The organism is Umezawaea sp. NPDC059074 (genome assembly GCF_042738955.1).
In the GTDB taxonomy this organism is placed as follows: Bacteria; Actinomycetota; Actinomycetes; order Mycobacteriales; family Pseudonocardiaceae; genus Umezawaea.
The window spans coordinates 19,410-40,933 of sequence record NZ_JBHYHC010000005.1 but is presented as its reverse complement, the minus strand read 5'-3'; the positions used below and the strand labels follow the sequence as shown (position 1 = coordinate 40,933).

The following is a 21,524-nucleotide window of genomic DNA, read 5'->3' as shown; positions in this document are numbered from 1 at the left end:
GCCGAGTTGAGCGGCAGTGGGCTGCTGTCGCTCGCGGCCGACGCGTGTGAACGGTCCGTTCGGCCGGTGTTGCCGGTCGATCAAGCCGACCTGGATGTTGCCCGGAGCGGACCGACAGCCATCCCGGTGAACGGTCCGTTCAACCGAAACCAGACGAGGGGTCGCCAGCGGTCTGCTCCCGTCGGAAGCGGGAGCAGACCGGGGAGTTAGACGTAGATCGCCAGCGTGAGCGTCCCCAGCCACAGCACCCCGAGCACTTGGAGGACGTGGTCGGTGCGGGCCAGGTCGTCCGGGGCGCCTGCTTTGCCGCTGTCCACGTCCACGGCGTAGCGCAGCACCGCGATGACGAACGGGACCATGGACAGGGCGCCCCAGTGGTTTTGGGTGCGTTGGCTGATTTCGAACGCCCACAGGCCGTACGTCATGTTCATCACCGCCGCCGACGTCGCCCAGACGAAGCGGAGGTATGTTTCCGAGTACTTCGTCAGCGAGTGGCGGATGGCCGCGCCGGTCGTCTGATAGAGCTTGATCTCCGCGTACCGCTTGCCCGCCACGATGAACAGCGAGCCGAACGCCGTGACGAGCAGGAACCACTGCGACGGCACGATGGACGCCGCCACGCCTCCCGCGATGCACCGCAGCAGGAAGCCGGACGCGACGACGCACAGTTCCAGCACCGGCTGGTGCTTCAGGCCGAAGCAGTAGCCGAGTTGCACGACCAGGTACACGGCCATGATCACGACCAGCGTCCAGTTCGCCGCCGCCGCGACGGCCAGCGAACCGAGCATCAACGCCACCGCCGCCCCGTACGCCAACGGGACCGGCACGGCCCCGGCGGCGATCGGGCGGAAGCGCTTCTTCGGGTGTTCGCGGTCGGCCAGCACGTCCTTGGCGTCGTTCACCAGGTAGATGGACGACGCGGCGAGGCAGAACGCGGCGAACGCCAGCGCCGCTGAGCGCAGCACGTCCGCGTCGAAGATCCGCGTCGACGTGAACGGGGCGGCCAGCACCAGGATGTTCTTGGTCCACTGGTGCGGCCGGGCGGTTTTCACGAGGCCCGCGAACGTGCGCCACGGCGCGGGACGGACTGCGGCGGGGACGGCCACGGTCATCGCTCCTCCGGTTCGGGTCGACGGGCTGTGTAGTGGCGCACGCCCCGTGCGACGAGCGCGCCGAGCAGGGAGCCCGCGATGACGTCGCTCGGGTAGTGCACGCCCAGCACGAGCCTGCTGAGCACCATCGGCGGCACCAGCAGGGGCGTGAGGGGCTGCCTGGTGAGCGCGCCGTAGAGGATCGCGGCGGTCGTGGTGGACGTGGCGTGCGAGGAGGGGAAGCTGAGCTTGCTTGGCGTGCCCGCGAGCACCTGGACGTCCGGGTGGTCGGGTCGCTTGCGCCGCACCACGCGCTTCACCGCGATGGACGCCGCGTGCGCCGCGACGACCGACCCGGCGGCGATCGTCCACTCGCGACGGTGGTCGCGGTCGACGACCGCGCCGACGAGGCCGAGCGCGAACCACCCGCCGCTGTGCTCGCCGAACAGCGACAGCGCTTTCGCCGCGCGCACCACGGGTGGCGACGCGAGCGCCGACTGCACCGCGCTCAACGCGACGGCTTCCCGCGCGCTCACCGAGCCGGTCATGACATGGCCTCCCAGCCGAACAGGGTCTTGCGCTGGTGGGTGGTGGTGTACTGGCCCGCGGGGTAGCGGGCCTGCGTCTGGTAGACCTGCGTGGGGAACGCGCCGGGGAAGTGGTGCATCCGGGCGGTCAGCGCGGTGATCGACTGCGACACCAGGACGTCGCCGAAGAGGCCGCCGCGGACCGGCTGCCACGTCGCGTCGGAGATGCCCGCGGTGGCCGTGTCGCCCCACTGCACGGCGTAGGAGACCGGCTCGATGATCCCGTCGCGCAGCTCCGGCTGGCGCAGGCACGGGAACAGGAACGCGAACTGCCACGCCACCGCGACGGCGGCGTCACGGGGCACGTAGTCCTTCAACGGCACCGCGCGCTGCGTCGACGGCGCGGTGACCGCGAGCCAGCCGCCCCAGTCCATCGACCCGTCGACCGCCACGAGCCGCACGGTCTCCGCGCCGGAAGGTGCTTGCGGCAGAACGAGGTTGCGCCACACGACGCTGTCCTGCGCGTCGGTCAACGGCGTGCTCGACAGGACTTTCCCCGCCGTGGTCCCGTAGTCGACCGTCAGGGTGTTGCCGTGGCCGAGCATCCCGGCGACCAGCACGGCCGTGGCGTCCGGTCCGCCGTTCAGCACGAACCACGGCGTGGTCATCGTGCCGACGGTCTGCTCCGGGAACGCCTGGCCGGGCCGCTGGACGAGGCTGCCCCACGTCGTCGCGCTCGCAGCCCCGGCGGGCGGGGGAGCGGAGGCGAACCAGCCGCGGCCCTCGGCGAACGCGTCCGAGGCGACCGGCGGCTGACCGGCCAACGCCGCGAGCGGTTGCGCGCCGCGCACGTCGAGGACGTCGATCTCCTGCGCCGCGCCGCAGTCCGCGGCCAGCGGGTCGCGGACGTTGGCCGCCCACGGCGACCACGTGCCGAGCGTTTGTGCGGTGGCGTAGGTGAACCCGCCGAGCAGGTAGGAGATGTTCGCCAGGAAGAACAGCACGACCACGACGGGGATCGCGACGACGACCGACAGCTTCCGCCAGTGCGGCAGCTTGCGCGCGACCAGGAACGCCACCACCACGATCGCGATGACACCCCAGTACGGCTTGTCGAACCGGATCACCGAGACACCCGGCGACACGTTGGGGTTCGGGATGCCCAGCAGCCACGAGTACGGCCACTTGTTGGCCCCGTGGAACGCCAGCGCCATCATCGCCGACACGCTCACCACCGCGCCCGCCACGATCGGCACGGACATCTTGCGGTCGCGGGTCAACTCCCGCACCAGCGGCACGGAACCCACCAGCACCAGGGCCAGGAACGCCGAGCCGATGCCGGAGAAGCTGCCGAAGTGGTGCGTCCACTTGCTGGGGGTGAACCACAGCAGCAGGAACGCGAACAGCGTCGACCACCCCGCCAGGGAAAGCCGTGGTGGCACGGGAACCCGCCGCGCGCGGGCCGCGGTGACCAGCACCACGAACCACACCAGTGCGACCAGGCACAGCAGCACGGGCGCGCGCTTGGCGTAGTTCGCCATCGGGTCGCTCGCGTTGAGCAGGAACGTGTACCGCGCGATCTCGCTGTACCAGCTGTCCTGACCGGCGATCCGGATGAAGATGTCCTGCGCGTGCACGAAGTCCCGCAGGGTGCCGTCGGAGAACGCGAACACCATCGCCACCGCGCCGGGCGACAGCACGCCGAGCGTGCGCGCCAGCACCGTCTTCCAGTCGGCGTCACCCTTGCGCAGCAACGGGATCAGGAACGGCAGCCCGGCGATCAACGGCGCCAGCACGGTGAACCCCGTGGGATGGGCGAAGAACCCGACACCCGCCACGCCGACCGCGACGGCGATCGGCGTCAACCGCCGCGACTCCACGGCTTTCGCCACGGCCAGCAGGGTGACCGCGCCGCACATCGTCACGACGCCCTCGGGCCGCACGCCCATGTCCAGCGGCAGCCACCACACCAGGAACGCCGACGCGAGCACGACCCGCGCGCCGCGGTCGACCCACGGGCTCCGCTGCGACCACGCGGCCGGGATCACCTTGGCCTGCGCGACGAACCAGCGGACCGCGAACCACGTCACCAGGCCGAACAGCAGCGCCGGGATCCGCAGCACCACGGGCGCGATGCCGAACAGCGCCTGCCACTTGGCGAGGAAGTAGTAGAACCAGGCGAACGGCGTGAAGCCCTGGTTGAGCAGCTGGTAGTAGTTGCCGACGTACCCGGTGACCGGCACGTTCTGCGCCATGGCGCTGTAGTAGCCGTCGTCGTCGGACATCGGCGCGAGGAACACCCACAGCACCATCACCGCGGGCACCACGATGTCGACGAGCCGAGGCCGGAACCTGGTGCGCGGCACCGACACCCGCACGTCCATCCGCACCAGCCCGACGACGGCCGTGAGCGCGGCCAGCGCCAGCAGCACCATCAGCACGACCTTCGCCGTGGACGGGCTGGTGGTGAACTGGTCGTCCACCCGCACCCGCACCGACAGGTCGTCGGCGGTCCCACCGCTGATCGCGGTGATCGTCGTGGCCAGCGAGTGGATGTCCGGCAGGGCCCCGCCGTGGCTGACCTCGGTGCCGTCGCGCAGCACCGCGAGCCCGTTCTGGTCGCCGCGCACCTGGTAGGAGCAGTCACCGGCGGGCAGGGCCGTGTCGAGGAGGGTGGTGCCGGTCGCCTGGATCAGCAGCCGCTCGCCCTCCTTGCGGATGGCCAGCCCCCGCTCGCCCACCACGGGGACGCCCGGATCGATGGTGGACAGGACCACCCCGGAGTCACCGGCCGCGCGGGCCGCCGCGCAGCTGAACCGCACGTCCAGCCCCAACGGCTTGTAGGCCCCCAGCGCGAGGCTGGTGGACCGCGGCGCCGAGGCGTCCGTCGGCCAGCTCACGGTGGGGTCGTTCACGGTCACCGGCGCCAGCGGGAGCAGCCCCGCGAACAGCACGGTGAGCACGCCCGCGACCAGGACGATCGCCCGGAGAGCCACCCCGTCCCGACGCCGCGGGGGAGTGGACTCGATCTCGGGCGCAGGGGTAATCGTTGTCGTCACTCGTGGTGGTCCTCAGTAGGCCGGATAGTCATCGACGAGGCGTGAAGCTAGTGGTGCTCAATTACGTGGGGAACGCCGTTACCGGCCGCGCTGCAACGATTGCGTTAACCGCGTGAGGACCGTGTTACGGACCCGGAACGGGGTCGTCCGCGCCTTCCCCTGCCCGTTATGGTTCCGCCATCCCCCTGTCCGCGTGCTGCGAGGTGAACTGTCCTGAGCGCTCCTACCAGCGGCGGAACGAGATCCATCGGTCTCGTCGGGGTCTGCGTCGTGGTCTCCGGGCTGCTGGTGAACGCCTACCTCGCCGTGGTCGCGCGAAATCTGACACCGGCCGAGTACGGGTATTTCGGCGCTTTCTGGTCCCTTTCGCTGCTGGTCGGATTCGGCGCCTTTTTGCCGGTCGAACAGGAATTGGCCAGGTTGTCGCCGGTAGCGGCGATGGGAGCCGCCACCCGCGTCGCGCTGGGCCTCGCGGTCGTCGAACTGCTGTTCGTGGCGGCCGCCTCCCCGGTCCTGCTGGACGCGCTCGGCGGCAGGCCGTGGGCGGTCGTGGCCGTCGGCGCGCTGTGCCTGGTGTCGGCCGGGCAGTTCCTCGTCCGGGGCGCGCTCATCGGCGGCGGACGGCTCGCGTGGCACGGCGGCCTGCTCGTGGTCGACACGGCGCTGCGGGTGCTGTTCGCGCTCGGACTCGGCTTCGCCGTCGTGACGGACAGCGCCGGGTTCGCGTGGACGCTGGTCGCCGCCATCGCCCTCGCGCACCTGCCGGTCCTGTTCCTGCTGCCCCGCACGGGAAGTGGCGGCGTGACCACGGCGGAGTTCCTGCGCTCGGCGCTGCCCCTGCTGCTCGGCTCGGTGTGCGCCCAACTCCTCCTCAACGGCCTCCCGGTCGTCGTCGCCGCGACGGCGACCGACTCCGCCGCCGCGGGCCGGTTCCTGGCGGCGTTCCTGCTGGTGCGCGTGCCGCTGTTCGTCGCGGTGCCGTTGCAGACCGCGCTGCTGCCGTCGTTGACCAAGCTGTCCCAGGACGGCGGCCTCGGCCGGGCGCTGGCCAGGCTCACGGCGGCGCTCGCCGCGTTCGGCCTGGTGGGAGCGGTGGCCGCCGGGCTGCTCGGGCCGTGGCTGGTGCGCCTGGTGTTCGGCGACTCCTACGTGCTCGCGGGCGGCGACCTGGTGCTGATGGCGATCGGCGTCACCGCGCACCTCGGGCTGATCGTCACCACCCAGGCGCTCGTCGCCTCCGCGCTGCACGCCAAGGTCGCGTGGGCGTGGCTGGCGGGCATCGCCGGTGCCGCCGCGACCTTCGCCGTCGTGCCGGATCTGCTGCTGCGCGCCGAACTCTCGTTCCTCGTCGGCTCCGGCCTCGGCTGGGCCGTCGGGATGTTCCTGCTGATCACCACCGGAGAGGACCGTCGTGCACGACGACCTGGTCATCGCGTTGACCTACTACGCGCCCTACGTGTCCGGGCTGACCAACTTCGCCAGGGACGTCGCTGAGGGGCTCGCCGCGCGCGGCAAGCGGGTGCGGGTGGTCACCACCAGGCACGACCCGGCGCTGCCCGCCGAGGAGGTCGTCAACGGCGTCCGGGTGACCCGCGCTCCCGTGCTCGCCAAGCTGGGCAAGGGCACCGTCAGCCCCGAGTTCACCCGCCTGGTCGTGGCCGCCTCCAAGACCGCCCACGTGCTCAACCTGCACCTGCCGATGCTGGAGGCCGGACTGGTCGCCAAGGCCGCCCGCTGCCCGGTCGTGCTGACCTACCACTGCGACGTCAGCCTCCCGCCGGGACTGGTGAACTCGGTGCAGGGCAAGGTGATCGACGCCTCCAGCAGGCTCGCCATGAAGCACGCCAGGATCGTCGCCGTCACCAGCGAGGACTACGCCGAGCGCAGTCGGCTGTGGACGTCCATCCGACCGCGGATGGCCGCCGTCCCGCCGCCGTGCCGACCGGTGCCGAAGGGCGAACCGTCCTTTCGGGACGGTGCCGGGCTCCACGTCGGCTTCCTCGGCCGGATCGTGGAGGAGAAGGGCGTCGAGTTCCTGGTGGACGGCTTCCGGGCGTTGGACGACCCGGACGCGCGGCTGCTCATCGGCGGCGAGTTCGGCAACGTCGCCGGTGGCAGCGTGATCGAACGCGTGCGGGCCAGGATCGACGGCGACCCGCGGATCAAGCTGCTCGGGTTCGTCCCGGACGAGAAGCTCGGCGACTTCTACGCCTCGCTGGACGTGTTCGCGCTGCCCTCGGTCAACGCGTTCGAGGCCTTCGGGATCGTCCAGGTCGTCGGGATGCTCGCGGGTGTGCCCGCGCTGGCCAGCGACCTGCCCGGCGTACGGATCCCGGTGCGCGAGACCGGCTTCGGCGCGCTGGTGCGCCCCGGCGTGGCCGCCGACATCACCGACCGCCTGCGCGAGCTGCGCGACACCCCGCCCGACCAGGCAGCGGGCGTCGCGGCCGCCGCCGAGCGCTACAGCGTCCCGGCCGTGCTGGACGCCTACGACGAGCTGTTCACCAAGGCCCGTCTCTGAGACCGTCGCCGGGGTCCACCGCTCGTCCCGGTGGGCCTCGGCGACACCCCACTACAGCGCGATCCAGTACCGCCGCAGGGGAGTCGCCTCCTCGAGGACACCGCCGTTGCGCTCGATCGTCCGCGCCGAGCCCGCGTTGTCGGTCTCGCACACGAGCAGCACCCGGTCCAGCCCGGCCGCCCGCGCCTCGTCGAGCATCAGCCCCAACGCCCACGTCACCAGCCCGGCCCCGCGCGCGGACGGCCGCACGCCGTAGCCGACGTGCCCCGCCCACTCGACGAAGTCGGCGGGCCCGTACCGCAGCGCGATCCCGCCGAGGACCCGGTCGCCCTCGACGATCCACCGGTAGACGCTGCCCGTGCGCTCCGCTTCGGCGGTCACCCGCGCCACCCAGGCCGCGAACCCGTCGGGCGTGACGACCTCGTCGTCCTCGCCCAGCCCGAAGCCGTCCTCGTGCAGGCCCGGCCCCCACTCCTCGTGCGATTCGAGCCAGGTCCCGTGCAGCAGCGGTGTGGGCGAGATCAGTTGGGGCACAACGGAATTCTACCGAAAACGGTCAGTCCTCGCCCCGGACGATGGTCGGTTCCTCGTCCCACCACTCGCGTGGCGGCACCAGGAACTCCTGCGTGTCGGTCTCGGCGTTCGACGTCAGCTCCATCGTGACTCCCGTGGGTTCTGGAGGTCTTCCGGACGGTACGTGCGGGTTCTATGCCCGATCTACAAGAGCGTCGGTGTGGTCGAGCGCGGCCAGTTCGCGGCGGAGCGCGCCGAGCAGCCAGCGCGAGCCGGAGATCCACGGCTGGTTGGTGTGCAGGCAGATGTGCACGCCGGTGCGGTACACCGACAGCGCCACGCCCAGCGCGTGCCCCGCCGCCACGGGGGCGACCGGGTACATCTCCTTGAGGTCCGCGCCGTCCAGCGTCAGCGGCAGCGCGGGCAGGTGGACGCTCGTCACCACGGCGTCGAACAGCAGGGGCGCGCAGCGGCCCGCCAGCGGCGTCGCCAGGCGGTGCAGGGCGGCCGGGATGCGGTCCGCCAGCAGCGGCAGCGCGCCGGGACCCCTGCCGGGGCCGACGGCCTTGTTGCGGTCCATGTCCGCGCGCACCACCCTCAGGCGTTCGCGCGCGTCCGGCTCGCCGACCGGCAGCTCGCACAGGAACCCGGAGATCTGGTTTCCGGTGCCGCCCCTCGGGTCGCGGGCCCGCCTGCTGACCGGGATCAACGCCCGCACGGTCGCGCCCTCACCCGCGCTGTCGTGGGCGACCAGCCACTGCCGCAGCGCGCCCGTGACGAGGGCGAGCAGCACGTCGTTGACCGTGCCGCCGTGCCGCTTGCGGGCCCGCTGCACCTCGTCCAGGCCCAGCCGGGCCATCACGACCTGGCGCGGCCGCCCGGACCGGGTCAGCACCGGCGAGCGGGCGCCGGGCGCGCGGGCGCTGCGCAGCACGGCGGAGGCGATGGTGGCGGTGCTCGCGAGGTCCTTGAGGCCGTCGACCACGCTCGTGGCCAGGCCGACCGGCTCGGGCTCGCCGTCGTGCTCGGGCGGCAGGTCGCGCCCGAGGTCGTCGAGCAGGCGCAGGCCGAGGCCGACGGCCTTCATGCCGTCGCACAGCGCGTGGTGCAGCTTCACGACGACCGCGAACCGCCCGCCCGCGAGCCCCGTCACGACGTGCAGCTCCCACGGCGGACGGCTCATGTCGAGCGGCTGGGACATCAGTGTCGACACCAGCTCGGCGAACCGGTCCTCGCCGCCGGGCCCGCGCAGGTGGTGCCCCGTCACGTGGTCCTCGACGGCGAAGCGCGGGTCGTCCACCCAGGACGCCCCGCCCAGCGGCAGCCACGACACCCTGGTGCGCTTGCGCAGCTTGGGGATCTCCTGCGCGCGTTCGCACAGCAGCGCGACGATCCGCGCCGGGTGCACGGGCCGGTGCGGCGCGAACGTCGCGACCGCGCCGAGGTGCATCGGGTTCTTGTCGTCCTCCAGGCAGAGGAAGGCGACGTCCAGCGGGCTCAGTTGTTCGGTGGTCATGTGTGGAGGGCCTCCGCCGACGGCGTCCGGAATGCCTCCAGACAACCAGTCCAGGATGACGGCGGCGAGGCCACCACGTGACATGAGCCCGTCAAGCAGGCCCGATCGGGTGATGTCTCAGCCGACGTGCACGCGGACGGCCGTCCCGTTCTCGTCCGTGTGGACGCGGACGAGGTCGCACAGGAGGTTCACCATCACCACGCCGTACCCGCCCCTGGCGTTCGGCCGGGGCCGGACGCGGCCGATCATCGGGTCGCGCAGCACCCCGCGGTCGCGCACCTCGCACACCACGGTCGACCCCTCGTGCCACACGAGCAGCTCGCCGCCGCCCGCCGCGTGCTCGATGCTGTTGGTCGTCAGCTCGTTCACCGCGAGCACGAGGTCGTCCACCTGGTCCTCGGAGAGACCGGCCACCTCGGCGTAGTCCGTCACGAGCCTGCGGGTCGCGGGGAGGCTGTGCAGGTCGAACCAGTACGCCTGCGCCGAGCGAGGCGGGGGAGGCAGGGGGAGGTTGAAGTCGGCGGCCGTGCGCGCCGGGTCGTCGTAGCGGGGGCTGGCCTTGCGCCCGTCCTCGTCCACGAGGATCGGGTGTGTGCGCTCGGCGTCCACCAGCACGTCCTGGGCCAGCATGGACGTGTCGTACGGACAGAGGATCATCGCGTCCCGGCCGTCGAACGCGGTGTTGATCAGCGCCTCGTGCTGCACGCACGCCGGGTACTCGGTCGGCGTGCGACCGGCCCAGATCGGCTCGCCGATGATCCGCACCCGCGCGGGGTGGGCGTTCGCGAACGGCGTCAGCACGCCGGGGATGATCCGGCCGGGGTTGCGGCCGCCGTCGGTCATGTCCAGGAACTCGACGTGCTCGGACTTCGCGCCCAGCTCGGTGCGGATCAGGTCGACGTTGCGCGGCGGAACGGCGACGAGGACGGGGTCGCCCGCGGCGAGCCCGTCGAGGACGAACGGCACGGTCCCGGCCAGGTACTGGCCGGGGTCCCGGTAGAACAGGGCTTCGTGGACGAAGTCGACCATCTGGACATCCTCCGGTGGCGGGTCACGCGGAGGAGTGCCCCCTCGTCACCGCCCCGAAACCAGGATGGGCTGAGACGCTCGTCATGCCCCCGCGTGGTCGCGCCGCAGGCAGACGCGGGCCTCCGGGTCCAGCCCGTGCGCGGTCTCGCGCGCGACGATCTCCACCAGCCCCGGCGTCAGTTCGGTGACCTGCCGGAATCCGAGGCGCTCGTAGTACGGGCCGTTCCACGGCACGTCCCGGAACGTGGTCAGCGTCAACCCGGCGTGCCCGCGCGCCCGTGACCAGGCGTCCACGTGGTCGATCAGCCGCCTGCCGACACCCCGCCTCGAGTGGTCCGGGTGCACGCTGACCTGCTCGACGTGCGCGCACCCGTCGACCTCGGCCGCGGCGATCCACGCCACCGGCTCGGGGTCGACCGCGACCCACACCTGCCCCAGTGCTCGCAGGTGCGCGAGCACGGCGAGGGACAGCGGGTCGTCGTCGGCGATCTCGGGCATGCCGATCTCGCGGAACAGCTCGCCGGAGGCGTCCTCGAGCCGTTGCAGCTCTTCCAGCTCGTCCGGCCGGGCGGTGCGGATCTCCACGGTGGCACCGTACGACGGGCGTCCACCGCTTTTACTTCGCCGCGGGGGCCCGTCGACCGAGCAGCGCGGCCGCCACGTCCTCGTGGTTGGGCAGCAGCCGGTCCAGGTCCGTCACGGCGATCACCTTCCGCACGTGCGGCGGGGTGCCCGCCAACCGCAGCCACCCGCCCGCCCGGTCGGCCCGCGCACGGGTCCGCACCAGCGCGCTCAGGGCTTGCGCCGAGCAGAACCGGACCTCGGCCATGTCCAGCACGATCCGCGACCGCCCCTCGGCGACCAGCCGGTCCAGCTTGTGCAGCAGCTTCTCCGCCGCGGCCTGGTCGATCTCGCCGCGGACGGACACCACCACGCGCCCCGAGCGGTCGGTCTCGACCGCGAGCGTCATCGTCTCCCGCGGCACGTCAGGCGACCCTGACGCGTCCACCCGAGCGGGCGCGGTGCTCGATCAGGCTCAGCAGCAGACCTTCCCTGGTGGACCACGGGCAGATCTCCACGACCTCGTGACCGGCGGTGGACATCAACGCCTCGGCGACGACCGCGCCCGCCAGCGACTGCCGCGCCCGGTGCGCGGAGATGCCGGGCAGCCGAGCGCGCTGCCGCGTCGACCGCGACGCCAGCTTCGGGATCCACGACCGCAGGTCGGCCAAAGTCAGTTGCCGCAGCACCGAGGGCCCTTCCCGCTGCGGCCGAGCCCCGGCGAGCCGCGCCAGCTGCTCGAACACCTTGGAACACCCGACCGCCCGCCCGTCGATCGTCGACGGCAGCACGGCCCCGATGCTGTCCACCAGGTGCGACCGCAGGTCGCGCAAACGACGAGGAGAAGCCGCGGCGTCGTCCAGCCACTCCCGCGTCAACGTCCGAGCCCCCAACGGGAACGACCGCGCGAACTCCGGCGTCTCGGACAGTCCCCCGGCGATCTCCACCGTCCCACCACCGACGTCCAGCACGACGAGCCGTCCGGCAGACCACCCGAACCACCGCCGCGCGGCCAGGTAGGACAGCCGGGCTTCCTCAGGCCCGGACAACACCCCGAGCCCGACCCCGGCCCGTGCGGCGACCTGCTCCATGACCTCGGCCCCGTTGGCGGCGTCCCGGATCACCGAGGTGGCGAACGGCACCAGCGTCTCCACCTCGGCCCGATCAGCGAGTCGACGGGCTTGCCGCACAGCGGCCACCAGCTCGTCCACACCGGCTTTGCTGATCCGCCCGCGCTCGTCCAACGCCCGATCCATCCGCAACCGCACCTTGTGCGACACCTCGGGGTGCAGAAGCGACCCCTGTGCCCGGTCCACGACAACGAGCTGAGCACTGAAACAGCCGACGTCGAGCACTCCGACCCGCTCGGGTCTACCGGGCATTCCAGCGCCTCCTGAAGTCACGTAGGGACATGGTTCATGCCCACTAGAGCACTCGATCAAACCCACAGTGTCCCAGGTGGGGCAAATGTCCCTGAGGCGGCCGTAGCCCACTGGTCCATTGGAGGGACACGGGAAAGGGCCATCCGTGACGATGCTCAGCGTTGGGAGAGTTGGTCTTCGGAGAGGGATGGAGAGGGAAAGTGGCCGGGTGCAACGGGTGTGGACCGTCCATTGGGGAATGGATCACGGTGGGGGGAGAGGTCCGGTGAGTGGGAAGCCGGGTCCGGTATGTGAACGGAGGAGGAGGGAAGGTATGGAGGGGGTTGGCGGGGTGTGGGTGAGGGTCGACGAGGTGTCGATTCGCGGAGGACGGGAGTGAGAATCTCCCGGTTCGCCGGCCGGAGGAGGGGGTGGTGTTCTGGTGACTCATGACCACCGGCAGCCGACCAGACGACCCACCAAGAGACCGGCAGCCGAGTGATGACCATCTACGGGACTGGCACAAGCATGGCGCCTACTTACGGGACTGGCGTTCGCCTGTTGACCTGCTACGGAACGCTACGGGCCGCACGCAACCGTGGCCGATTTTACTTGGGGATTTCGGCCTTAAAATTGGAGATCGGGCAGGGCTTTGGGGCACTGCCTTTTGGCCCGATCAAGGCCGAAATGAGGGGCCCCCAAGTCAAATCGGCCACTCCAACGACGCAAATCGCCTGGTGAGCACGCTGGAACCCGCGGCAACCGGGAGACCCCCGACCCCGACCAAACTCAGCCCAGACGAAACCCCAGCCGAACCCAGCCAAAGCCGAAACCCCAGCCAAAGCCAAACCCCAGGACCTACCCCACCACCAACTCGGCCCACACCGTCTTCCCGTCGGCGTCCGGTGCCACGCCCCACTCCGCGCTCAGCGCGTTCACGATGATCATCCCTCGCCCGCGCGGCGATTCCGGGCTCACCGGTCTCACCACCGGCATCGCTCCGGAGCGGTCGTGCACCTCGATGCGCACGCCGTTCTCCGTTCGGGTCACCGTGAGGCGCAGTGGCCCTTCGGCGTGGTCCGCCCCGTTGGACACCAGTTCGGTGACCACCAGTGCGGCGTCGTCCGCGAACTCCTCCGGCAGGCCCCAGTTCGTGACCGCTTCGTCGACCAGTCGTCGAGCCCGCGAGCACGAGCCGGACTCCGCCGGGAGCACGACGGCGACGGGTGTCGCTGGTTCGTTCAGCACATCCCGCTCCCCGCTCGCCCTTGATCGGCCGGACCGCATCGTCGCACATCCACCGGATGGTTCGCCGCTTCGGCCACCCGGTGCTCGCGCCGGGGTGGGTCTTGCTGCACGATCTCCTAGGTCGCGACGTCGGTCGTGTGGAAGGACGCGGGGACGATGGACTTGCAGGTGCGCAGTGAGGTCCACGGCGAGTGGGAGGTCGTGGTCGTGTCCGGCGAGCTCGACGCCGAGACCGTTCCCACCTTGTCCGACCACCTGGAACGCGTCGCGGCGTCGCGGCTGGTCGTGGATCTCGCCGAGGTGAGGTTCATGGATTCCACCGGGTTGGCGCTGCTGGTCGACTGGCACCGGCGGTTGGACGGGTCGTTCCGGTTGGCCGCGCCGCGGCCCGCGGTGCACAAGCTGTTCCGCCTGACCGACCTCACCGGGGTGATGAGCATCCACGACTCGGTCGGCCAGGCGACGGAGGCCTAGGAGACCTCGCCCATCCCGAGGTAGTAGGCGATCAGCCGGAGCAGGTGGTCGGTGTCGACCGGTTTGGTCACGTAGTCCGTGGCCCCGGACGCCAGGCTCTTCTCCCGGTCGCCCTTCATCGCCTTCGCGGTCACCGCGATGACCGGCAGGTCCTCGTAGTGCTCCATCGCCCTGATCGCGGCCATGGTCGCGTTGCCGTCCAGTTCCGGCATCATGATGTCCATCAGCACGAGCGTCACGTCGTCGTACTGCTCCAGCGCCCGCACGCCCGCGATGCCGTTGTCGGCGTAGATCACCTGCAACCCGTGCAGCTCCAGCACGCTCGTCAGCGCGAACACGTTGCGCAGGTCGTCGTCGACGACCAGCACCTTCTCGCCGTGGAACCGGGTCGGCGCGGCGGGCAGCGCGGCGGGCGCGACCAGCGTCGCGGGGACGACGGCGGTCGCGGTCCGCGCCGGGCCGGGGTGGCTGACGGGCGCGGGCTCCGGCGCTTCCGGCAGCGGGGCGGGCAGGTCCACGGGCTGCGCGTTGCGCACCAGCGGCAGGTACAGCGTGAACGTGCTGCCGATGCCCGGTTCGCTGCGCACGTTCAGCCTGCCGTTGAGCAGCTGCGACAGCTCGCGGCTGATCGACAGGCCCAGGCCGGTGCCGCCGTACTTGCGGCTGGTGGTGCCGTCGGCCTGCTGGAACGCCTCGAAGATCACCGACAGCTTGTCCGCCGGGATGCCGATGCCGGTGTCGCGGACGTCGAACGCGAGCATCGACGTCGTGCGCGGCCACGCCACGTCCGGCGCTTCCTGCGGCTGCGCGTGCCGGATGTGCAGGTCGATCCCGCCCTCGTGGGTGAACTTGACCGCGTTGGACAGCAGGTTGCGCAGGATCTGCTGCAACCGGTGCTCGTCGGTGTGCAGGGTGACGGGCACGTCCGGTTCCACGCTGATGTGGAACTCCAGGCCCTTCTCCGCCGTCAGCGGCAGGCACAGCGCCTCGACGTAGCGGACCAGCTCGGCCACGCGCACCGGCTCGGCCTGCACCTGCATGTGCCCGGCCTCGACCTTCGTCAGGTCCAGGATGTCGTCGATGAGCTGGAGCAGGTCGCTGCCCGAGGAGTGGATCGTGCGGGCGAACTCGACCTGCTTGGGGTTGAGGTTGCCGTCCAGGTTGTCGGCCAGCAGCTTCGCCAGGATCAGCAGGCTGTTCAACGGGGTCCGCAGCTCGTGCGACATGTTGGCCATGAACTCGGACTTGTACTTCGACGCCGACGACAGCTGCTTCGCCCGGTCCTCCAGCTCGGCCGACCCGGCCCGCAGCTCCTGCGCGAGGCGCTGCGACTCGGCCAGCAGCGCGTCCGTGCGGGCGTTGGCCAGCATGGTGTTCACGTTGACGCCGATGTTCTCCTTGAGCTGCTCCAGCAGGTCGAGGTGCACGTCGGTGAACTCGTTGAGCGTCGCCAGCTCGATCACGCCGAGCGTTTCGCCCTGGAACAGCACGGGCAGGATGATCAGGTGCGCGGGCGTCGACGAGCCGAGGCCCGACGACACCGTCAGGTAGCCCGGCGGCACGCCCGTGACCAGGATGGTCTTCTTCTCCAGCGCCGCCTGCCCGACCAGCGACTCGCCCGGCGCGAACCGCACCACGCGGCCGTCCGGCCTGCCGTAGCCGTAGCTCGCGGTCAGCTCGAAACCCTCCTGCTGGAACAGGAAGAACGCGCCCTGCTGCGCCGACACCAGCGGCGTCAGCTCGGACATGATCAGCGACGCGACCGCGTGCAGGTCGCGGTGGCCCTGCATCAACCCCGACAGCCTGGCCAGGTTCGTCTTGAGCCAGTCCTGCTCCTGGTTGGTGCGGGTCGTCTCCTTGAGGTTGCCGATCATCTGGTTGACGTTGTCCTTGAGCTCCGCCAGCTCGCCGGACGCCTCCACGGTGATCTGCCGGGTCAGGTCGCCCGCCGTCACCGCCGTCGCCACGGCCGCGATCGCGCGGACCTGCGTGGTCAGGTTGCTGGCGAGCTGGTTCACGCTCTCGGTCAGCTTCTGCCACGTGCCGGACACGCCGTCCACCTCGGCCTGGCCGCCGAGCCGCCCTTCCGTGCCGACCTCGCGCGCGACCCGCGTGACCTCGCCCGCGAACGACGAGAGCTGGTCGACCATCGTGTTGATGGTCGTCTTCAGCTCCAGGATCTCGCCCCGCGCGTCGACGTCGATCTTCTTCGACAGGTCGCCGCGTGCCACCGCCGTGGTGACCTGGGCGATGTTGCGGACCTGGTTGGTCAGGTTGCCCGCCATGAAGTTCACGTTGTCGGTCAGGTCTTTCCACGTGCCCGCCACGTTCGGCACCCGCGCCTGGCCGCCGAGGATGCCCTCGGTGCCGACCTCGCGCGCCACGCGCGTCACCTCGTCGCCGAACGCCCGCAGCGTGTCGACCATGCCGTTGATCGTCTCGGCGAGCGCCCGCACCTCGCCCTTGGCCTCGACGGTGATCTTCTTGGAGAGGTCGCCGTTCGCGACCGCCGTGGCGACGGTGGCGATGTTGCGGACCTGCCCGGACAGGTTGTCCGCCATGGAGTTCACGTTGTCCGTGAGGTTCTTCCACGTGCCCGCGACGCCCGGCACCTTCGCCTGCCCGCCGAGCCGCCCGTCCGTGCCGACCTCGCGCGCCACGCGCGTCACCTCGTCGGCGAACGACGACAGCTGGTCGACCATCGTGTTGATCGTGCTCTTGAGCTCCAGGATCTCGCCGCGCGCGTCCACGGTGATCTTCTGCGACAGGTCGCCGCCCGCGACCGCCGTCGTCACCTGGGCGATGCTGCGCACCTGCGCGGTGAGGTTGTCGGCCATCGAGTTCACGTTGTCCGTCAACGCTTTCCACGTGCCCGCGACGCCCGGCACCTGCGCCTGGCCGCCCAGCCGCCCCTCGGTGCCGACCTCGCGCGCCACCCGGTTGACCTCGTCCGCGAAGGACGAGAGCTGGTCGACCATCGTGTTCAGCGTGGTCTTGAGCTCGAGGATCTCGCCCTTGGCGTTGACGGTGATCTTCTGCGACAGGTCGCCCTGCGCCACCGCCGTCGCGACCTGGGCGATGTTGCGGACCTGGCTGGTCAGGTTGCCCGCCATGAAGTTCACCGAGTCGGTGAGGTCGCGCCAGGTGCCCGCGACGCCGGGGACCGTCGCCTGGCCGCCGAGCCGCCCGTCGCTGCCGACCTCGCGGGCCACGCGCGTCACCTCGCCCGCGAAGGACGAGAGCTGGTCGACCATCGTGTTGAGGGTGCTCTTGAGTTCGAGGATCTCGCCGCGCGCGTCGACGTCGATCTTCTGCGAGAGGTCGCCGCGCGCCACGGCCGTGGTGACCTGGGCGATGTTGCGGACCTGGCTGGTCAGGTTGCCCGCCATCGAGTTCACCGAGTCGGTGAGGTCGCGCCACGTGCCCGCCACGCCCGGCACCTGCGCCTGCCCGCCGAGCCGCCCGTCGCTGCCCACCTCGCGCGCGACACGGGTGACCTCGCCCGCGAACGACGACAGCTGGTCCACCATCGTGTTCAACGTCGTCTTGAGTTCGAGGATCTCGCCGCGAGCGTCCACGTCGATCTTCTGCGAGAGGTCGCCCCGCGCCACGGCCGTGGCCACCTGGGCGATGTTGCGGACCTGGCTGGTCAGGTTGCCCGCCATGAAGTTCACCGAGTCGGTCAGGTCGCGCCACGTGCCGCCGACGCCGGGCACCTGCGCCTGGCCGCCGAGGATGCCGTCGGTGCCGACCTCCACCGCCACGCGCGTCACCTCGCCCGCGAACGAGGAGAGCTGGTCCACCATCGTGTTGAGGGTGTCCTTCAGCTCCAGCATCTCGCCCGCGACCGTCACGGTGATCTTCTGCGTCAGGTCGCCCTGCGCCACCGCCGTCGCGACCTGCGCGATGTCGCGCACCTGCGCGGTGAGGTTGCCGGACATGAAGTTGACCGAGTCGGTCAGGTCCTTCCAGATGCCCGCCACGCCCGGCAGTTCGGCCTGCCCGCCCAGCCGACCGTCCGTGCCGATCTCGCGCGCCACGCGGGTGACCTCGCCCGCGAACGTCCGCAGCGTCGCCGTCATCGAGTTGAACGTCTCCGCCAGCGCCGCCAGGTCGCCGCGCGCGGTGACCTGGATCTGCTGCGTCAGGTCGCCGTCCGCGACCGCGGCGAGCACGCGGCTCAGCTCGGTGGTCGGCCGCATCAGGTCTTCCAGCAGGCCGTTCACCGACTCCGTGGCCAGCGCCCAGCCCGCCTGCCCGTCGTCGGGGGTCAGCCGCTCGTCCAGCCGTCCCTCCTGCCCGACGGCCTGCCGCACCCGCACCAGTTCGCCGACCAGCCACTGGTTGCGCCCGGCTATGTCGTTGAACACCTCGGCGAGCTCGGCGGCGACACCACTGCCCGCGGGCACCAGCCTGCGGCGGAAGTTGCCGTCCCGCATGTCCCGCATGGCGGCGAGCACGCGTTCCAGCGCCGCGTCGCCCGTCACGTCGGTGTCGTCCAGCCCCGTCGTCAACACAGCCTCCGCGAGAATCGGCGATCTGCCACCAGCCTCCCACGACCCGGTCCGATAGGTTGAAGACCGGCCGCCACCGACCCCCACACCTCAGGAGCACAGCCGATGGCCCAGGGGCACCGTGTGGACGCGGAAGCACCCGGAATCGGCCTGCCCGCCTGGCGGCTGCTGGTCGACGGCCTGCGCGAGGCCGTGGCCGTCGTGGACCCGACCGACACCGTGGCCTTGGTGAACCCCGCCGCGGTGGAGCTGTACCCGGACCTGTCGCCGGGCGACCGGCTGACGGTCGCGGCCCGCCGCCAGGACATGGGCGACGGCTGGACCGCCTGCTACCTCGACCCGCCGGTCGGCTGGGACACCGCGTTCCTGGACGAGGCCCTGCGCAGGCTCTCCGCGGCCACCGACCGCCCGGACACGCTGCGCGCCATCGTCGAACTGGCGCTGGCCCACCTCGCGGACCAGTGCGCCGTGATCGTGCCCGCGCCGCGCGGCCGGGTCGAGTGGTGGTTCGGCGCGAAGGGCTCCGGCGAGGTCGCCCGCGCCCGCACGACCCGCCAGTCCGCGGGCGTGGTGACCGGCCTGCTCGACGTGCTGGACGGCGCGGTCGGCCACGCCGAGTTCGGCCAGGAGGCCACCCCGGACCTGCCCGTGGACTTCGGCGAGCCCGGATCCGCGCACGCCGTGCCGCTGATCCGCAACGGCGCCTCGCTGGGCACGCTGGTGCTGATCCGCCGCGTGCCGCGCGAACCGTTCACCGCCGCCGAGGTCGAGTCCGTCCGCCGCTACGGCGACCACGCCGCCCGCGCGCTGGAGGCCGCGACCCGGCACGGCGAGCAGAGCAGGGTCGTCGAGGTCCTGCGCGCCGACCTGCTGCCGTCCACGCTGCCCGACGTGCCGGGCACGCTGCTCGCGGCCGGCTACCACCCGGCGGCCCGCCGCGCCGGGGTCGGCGGCGACTTCTACGACGTGCACCTGCGCGAGGACGGCACCGCGACCTTCGTGCTCGGCGACGTGTGCGGCAACGGGCTGGAGGCCGCCGTCCACTCCGGCCGCGTGCGGCGCTCGCTGCACACGCTGCTGCTGGTCGAGCAGCGCCCCGCGCAACTGCTGTACCTGCTCAACGCCGCGCTGGTGGCGGCGGGCAGCAAACTGTTCACCACGCTCGTCGTGGGCACCCTCGCGCAGACCGACGACGGCGGCCTGCGGCTGACCGTCGCGTCCGGCGGCCACCCGCCGCCGGTCGTGCTGCGGGCGAACGGCACGGTCGAGGAGGTCGTCGCGCGCGGCGGCATCGTCGGCGTGCTGTCGGACGTGCGGTTCCAGGAGACGTCGGTCGTGGTCAAGCCGGGGGAGACGATGCTGCTCTACAGCGACGGCATCACCGAGGCCCGCGCCGAGTCCGACCGCGAGGAGCTGTTCGGCGAGGAACGCCTGCAAGCCGTCGTCGGCGAGTGCGCTGGCCTGCGCGCCGACGCGACCGTGGACGTGGTCCGCCGCGCCGTCTTCGACTGGCTGGGCCCGTCCGAGCACGACGACATCACCCTGCTCGCCGTGCAGGCTGCGCCGACGGGCTGACCACCGGGAGGGCTGGATGGATCCGGACAACGCGGTCGTGCGGCTGTGTGGCGAGGGGATGCGCGCCGAGGCCGAGGGCCGGACCGACGACGCCCGCCGCCTGTTCACCGAGGCGTGGGACGCCGCGACCGACGACTACGAGGCGTGCGTCGCGGCGCACTACCTCGCCCGGCACCAGGAGACGCCCGAGGACGTCCTGCGCTGGAACGTGGAGTGCCTGGAGCGGGCCGACGAGGTCGGCGACGAGCGGGTGCGCGGCTTCTACCCGTCGCTGCACCTGACCATCGCCAAGGCCCAGCGCGACCTGGGCGACGACGCCGAGGCCCGCCGCCACTACGCGGCCGCCGCCGAGCGGGTGGCCGACCTGCCCGCCGGGCCGTACGGCGACGGGATCCGGTTCGCGGTCGCCGAGGGGCTGCGCGCCACCGGCCGGTCCGACCTGGACGGTCCGCCCGAGCTGGAGACCCTGGTGGCGAGGCTGTGCGCCCGCGCCGACCTGAAGGCACTGGGCCTGCTGCTGCCCGCCCACCTGGGCAACCTCGGCTCCCAGGAGGACTGGACGCGGCTGCTGACGGCGGCGCAGATGGTGCACGCGAGCCGGTCGCTGCCGGACGAGGACCAGGAACTGCTGGGACGCGCGCTCGGGGCCGTGACCGCGCTCGTCGTGGCCGCGCAGGGCTAGAGCCACGCCCCGGCGGTGCGCCGGGCGAAGTCGGCGAACGTGGTCGGCGGCGTCCCGGTGACCTCCTCGACCGTCCTGTTCGGACGGGAGCCCGCGCCCGAGGCGATGGTCGCGGTCAACGTCCGCAGCACGTCGGCGTACTCGGCCGCCACACCCGCTGCGACACTGGCGTCGATCCACACTTCACGGTCGATGTCGTGGTGCCGCAAGGGTTTCCCGGTCGCCGCCGCGATGAGCGCGGCGGCCTCGGCCACGGTGAGCGCCTCCGGCCCGGTGATCTCGTAGGCCGCGCCCGCGTGCGCCTCGGGGAGGGCCAGCGTCTCGGCGGCCACGGCGGCGATGTCCTCGACGTCGACGAACGCCTCCGCCCCCTCGCCCGTGGGCACCACGACCTCCCCGCCGACGGGCTTGAGGAACGTTTCGCTGAAGTTCTGCATGAACCACGCCGGCCGCAGCAGGGAGTGGGTGGGGGTGTCGCGGCCGAGCAGGTCGAGTTCGACGGCCCGCAACGGCGTCCACGGCGGGGCCTGGCCGACGCCGTAGGCGCTCAGGAACGTGACGTGGCGGACGCCCGCGGCCTCCGCGAGGTCGAGGAACGCCGACACCGAGCCCGCGTAGTCCAGCCGCATGACCGGCGGGACGAGGTAGAGGCGGTCGACGCCCGCCAGCGCTGGGCCGTGGGTGCTCGGGTCGTCCCAGTCGAACCGGACGTCGCCGCCCGCGCGGGCGGCGGTGCGGACGTCGAGCCCGCGCTTCGTGAGGGCCGTGGCGACTCGGGAGCCGGTCTTGCCGGTGCTCGCGAGCACCAGGACGGTAGTGGTCATGGAGCCAGCCTGGCGGGCACGGGTGAGCG

The 21,524-nt window shown here is 71.7% G+C and carries 17 protein-coding genes; 5 read left to right on the top strand and 12 right to left on the bottom strand.

The window, feature by feature from the left end; all coding sequences use genetic code 11:
- Positions 1–206: 206 nt before the first annotated feature.
- Genes ACFWW9_RS03780 through ACFWW9_RS03770 form a run of 3 tightly spaced genes read right to left on the bottom strand, consistent with a single transcriptional unit; the run spans position 207 to position 4,677 of the window.
- Entirely contained in the window at positions 207–1,112 is a 906-nt protein-coding gene (locus ACFWW9_RS03780; RefSeq protein WP_390371043.1) for a decaprenyl-phosphate phosphoribosyltransferase, read from the bottom strand.
- Complete coding sequence (locus ACFWW9_RS03775; RefSeq protein WP_390371041.1) at positions 1,109–1,639, bottom strand: phosphatase PAP2 family protein; 531 nt, start codon at positions 1,637–1,639, stop codon at positions 1,109–1,111. The genes ACFWW9_RS03780 and ACFWW9_RS03775 overlap by 4 nt, the downstream gene beginning before the upstream one ends.
- Positions 1,636–4,677: an arabinosyltransferase domain-containing protein gene (locus ACFWW9_RS03770; protein ID WP_390371039.1), complete on the bottom strand. Its 3,042-nt coding sequence runs from the start codon at positions 4,675–4,677 to the stop codon at positions 1,636–1,638. The genes ACFWW9_RS03775 and ACFWW9_RS03770 overlap by 4 nt, the downstream gene beginning before the upstream one ends.
- A gap of 270 nt (positions 4,678–4,947) precedes the next feature.
- Between ACFWW9_RS03770 and ACFWW9_RS03765 the strand changes: the two genes are divergently transcribed.
- Complete coding sequence (locus ACFWW9_RS03765; RefSeq protein WP_390371037.1) at positions 4,948–6,171, top strand: hypothetical protein; 1,224 nt, start codon at positions 4,948–4,950, stop codon at positions 6,169–6,171.
- Positions 6,089–7,198 (top strand): glycosyltransferase family 4 protein, encoded by a 1,110-nt coding sequence (locus ACFWW9_RS03760; RefSeq protein ID WP_390371035.1) that lies wholly within the window; start codon positions 6,089–6,091, stop codon positions 7,196–7,198. Before ACFWW9_RS03765 ends, ACFWW9_RS03760 begins: the two co-directional genes overlap by 83 nt.
- A gap of 51 nt (positions 7,199–7,249) precedes the next feature.
- Here the strand turns inward: ACFWW9_RS03760 and ACFWW9_RS03755 are convergent, their stop codons facing one another.
- The 7 genes from ACFWW9_RS03755 to ACFWW9_RS03725 form a co-directional block, all read right to left on the bottom strand.
- Positions 7,250–7,732, bottom strand: coding sequence for a GNAT family N-acetyltransferase (locus ACFWW9_RS03755; protein ID WP_390371033.1), 483 nt, complete (start codon positions 7,730–7,732; stop codon positions 7,250–7,252).
- Positions 7,733–7,904: 172 nt separating this feature from the next.
- A complete protein-coding gene (locus tag ACFWW9_RS03750; protein ID WP_390371031.1) occupies positions 7,905–9,227 on the bottom strand; it encodes a wax ester/triacylglycerol synthase family O-acyltransferase in 1,323 nt (440 codons plus the stop codon).
- A 117-nt stretch (positions 9,228–9,344) separates the two neighbouring features.
- Entirely contained in the window at positions 9,345–10,256 is a 912-nt protein-coding gene (locus tag ACFWW9_RS03745; RefSeq protein ID WP_390371029.1) for an anti-sigma factor RsbA family regulatory protein, read from the bottom strand.
- A gap of 81 nt (positions 10,257–10,337) precedes the next feature.
- On the bottom strand, positions 10,338–10,841 hold the full coding sequence (locus ACFWW9_RS03740; RefSeq protein ID WP_390371027.1) for a GNAT family N-acetyltransferase: 504 nt from the start codon (positions 10,839–10,841) through the stop codon (positions 10,338–10,340).
- Between the two features lie 31 nt (positions 10,842–10,872).
- Positions 10,873–11,241, bottom strand: coding sequence for an STAS domain-containing protein (locus ACFWW9_RS03735; protein ID WP_390371025.1), 369 nt, complete (start codon positions 11,239–11,241; stop codon positions 10,873–10,875).
- Position 11,242: 1 nt separating this feature from the next.
- Positions 11,243–12,199, bottom strand: coding sequence for a Ppx/GppA phosphatase family protein (locus tag ACFWW9_RS03730; RefSeq protein ID WP_390371023.1), 957 nt, complete (start codon positions 12,197–12,199; stop codon positions 11,243–11,245).
- 837 nt (positions 12,200–13,036) lie between these two features.
- Positions 13,037–13,426, bottom strand: a complete 390-nt coding sequence (locus ACFWW9_RS03725) for an ATP-binding protein (RefSeq protein WP_390371021.1) — start codon at positions 13,424–13,426, stop codon at positions 13,037–13,039.
- 156 nt (positions 13,427–13,582) lie between these two features.
- Between ACFWW9_RS03725 and ACFWW9_RS03720 the strand changes: the two genes are divergently transcribed.
- Positions 13,583–13,900, top strand: coding sequence for an STAS domain-containing protein (locus ACFWW9_RS03720; protein ID WP_390371020.1), 318 nt, complete (start codon positions 13,583–13,585; stop codon positions 13,898–13,900).
- Here the strand turns inward: ACFWW9_RS03720 and ACFWW9_RS03715 are convergent.
- Positions 13,897–18,414 (bottom strand): HAMP domain-containing protein, encoded by a 4,518-nt coding sequence (locus ACFWW9_RS03715; RefSeq protein ID WP_390371018.1) that lies wholly within the window; start codon positions 18,412–18,414, stop codon positions 13,897–13,899. The two genes, ACFWW9_RS03720 and ACFWW9_RS03715, sit on opposite strands and share 4 nt — an antisense overlap.
- A 105-nt stretch (positions 18,415–18,519) precedes the next feature.
- On the opposite strand from ACFWW9_RS03715, the gene ACFWW9_RS03710 reads away from it, so the two are divergent.
- Complete coding sequence (locus tag ACFWW9_RS03710) at positions 18,520–19,989, top strand: PP2C family protein-serine/threonine phosphatase (protein WP_390371016.1); 1,470 nt, start codon at positions 18,520–18,522, stop codon at positions 19,987–19,989.
- A 16-nt stretch (positions 19,990–20,005) separates the two neighbouring features.
- Positions 20,006–20,671, top strand: coding sequence for a hypothetical protein (locus ACFWW9_RS03705; protein ID WP_390371014.1), 666 nt, complete (start codon positions 20,006–20,008; stop codon positions 20,669–20,671).
- Here ACFWW9_RS03705 and ACFWW9_RS03700 read toward each other — a convergent pair.
- Complete coding sequence (locus ACFWW9_RS03700) at positions 20,668–21,495, bottom strand: hypothetical protein (protein WP_390371012.1); 828 nt, start codon at positions 21,493–21,495, stop codon at positions 20,668–20,670. The two genes, ACFWW9_RS03705 and ACFWW9_RS03700, sit on opposite strands and share 4 nt — an antisense overlap.
- Positions 21,496–21,524 lie beyond the last annotated feature (29 nt).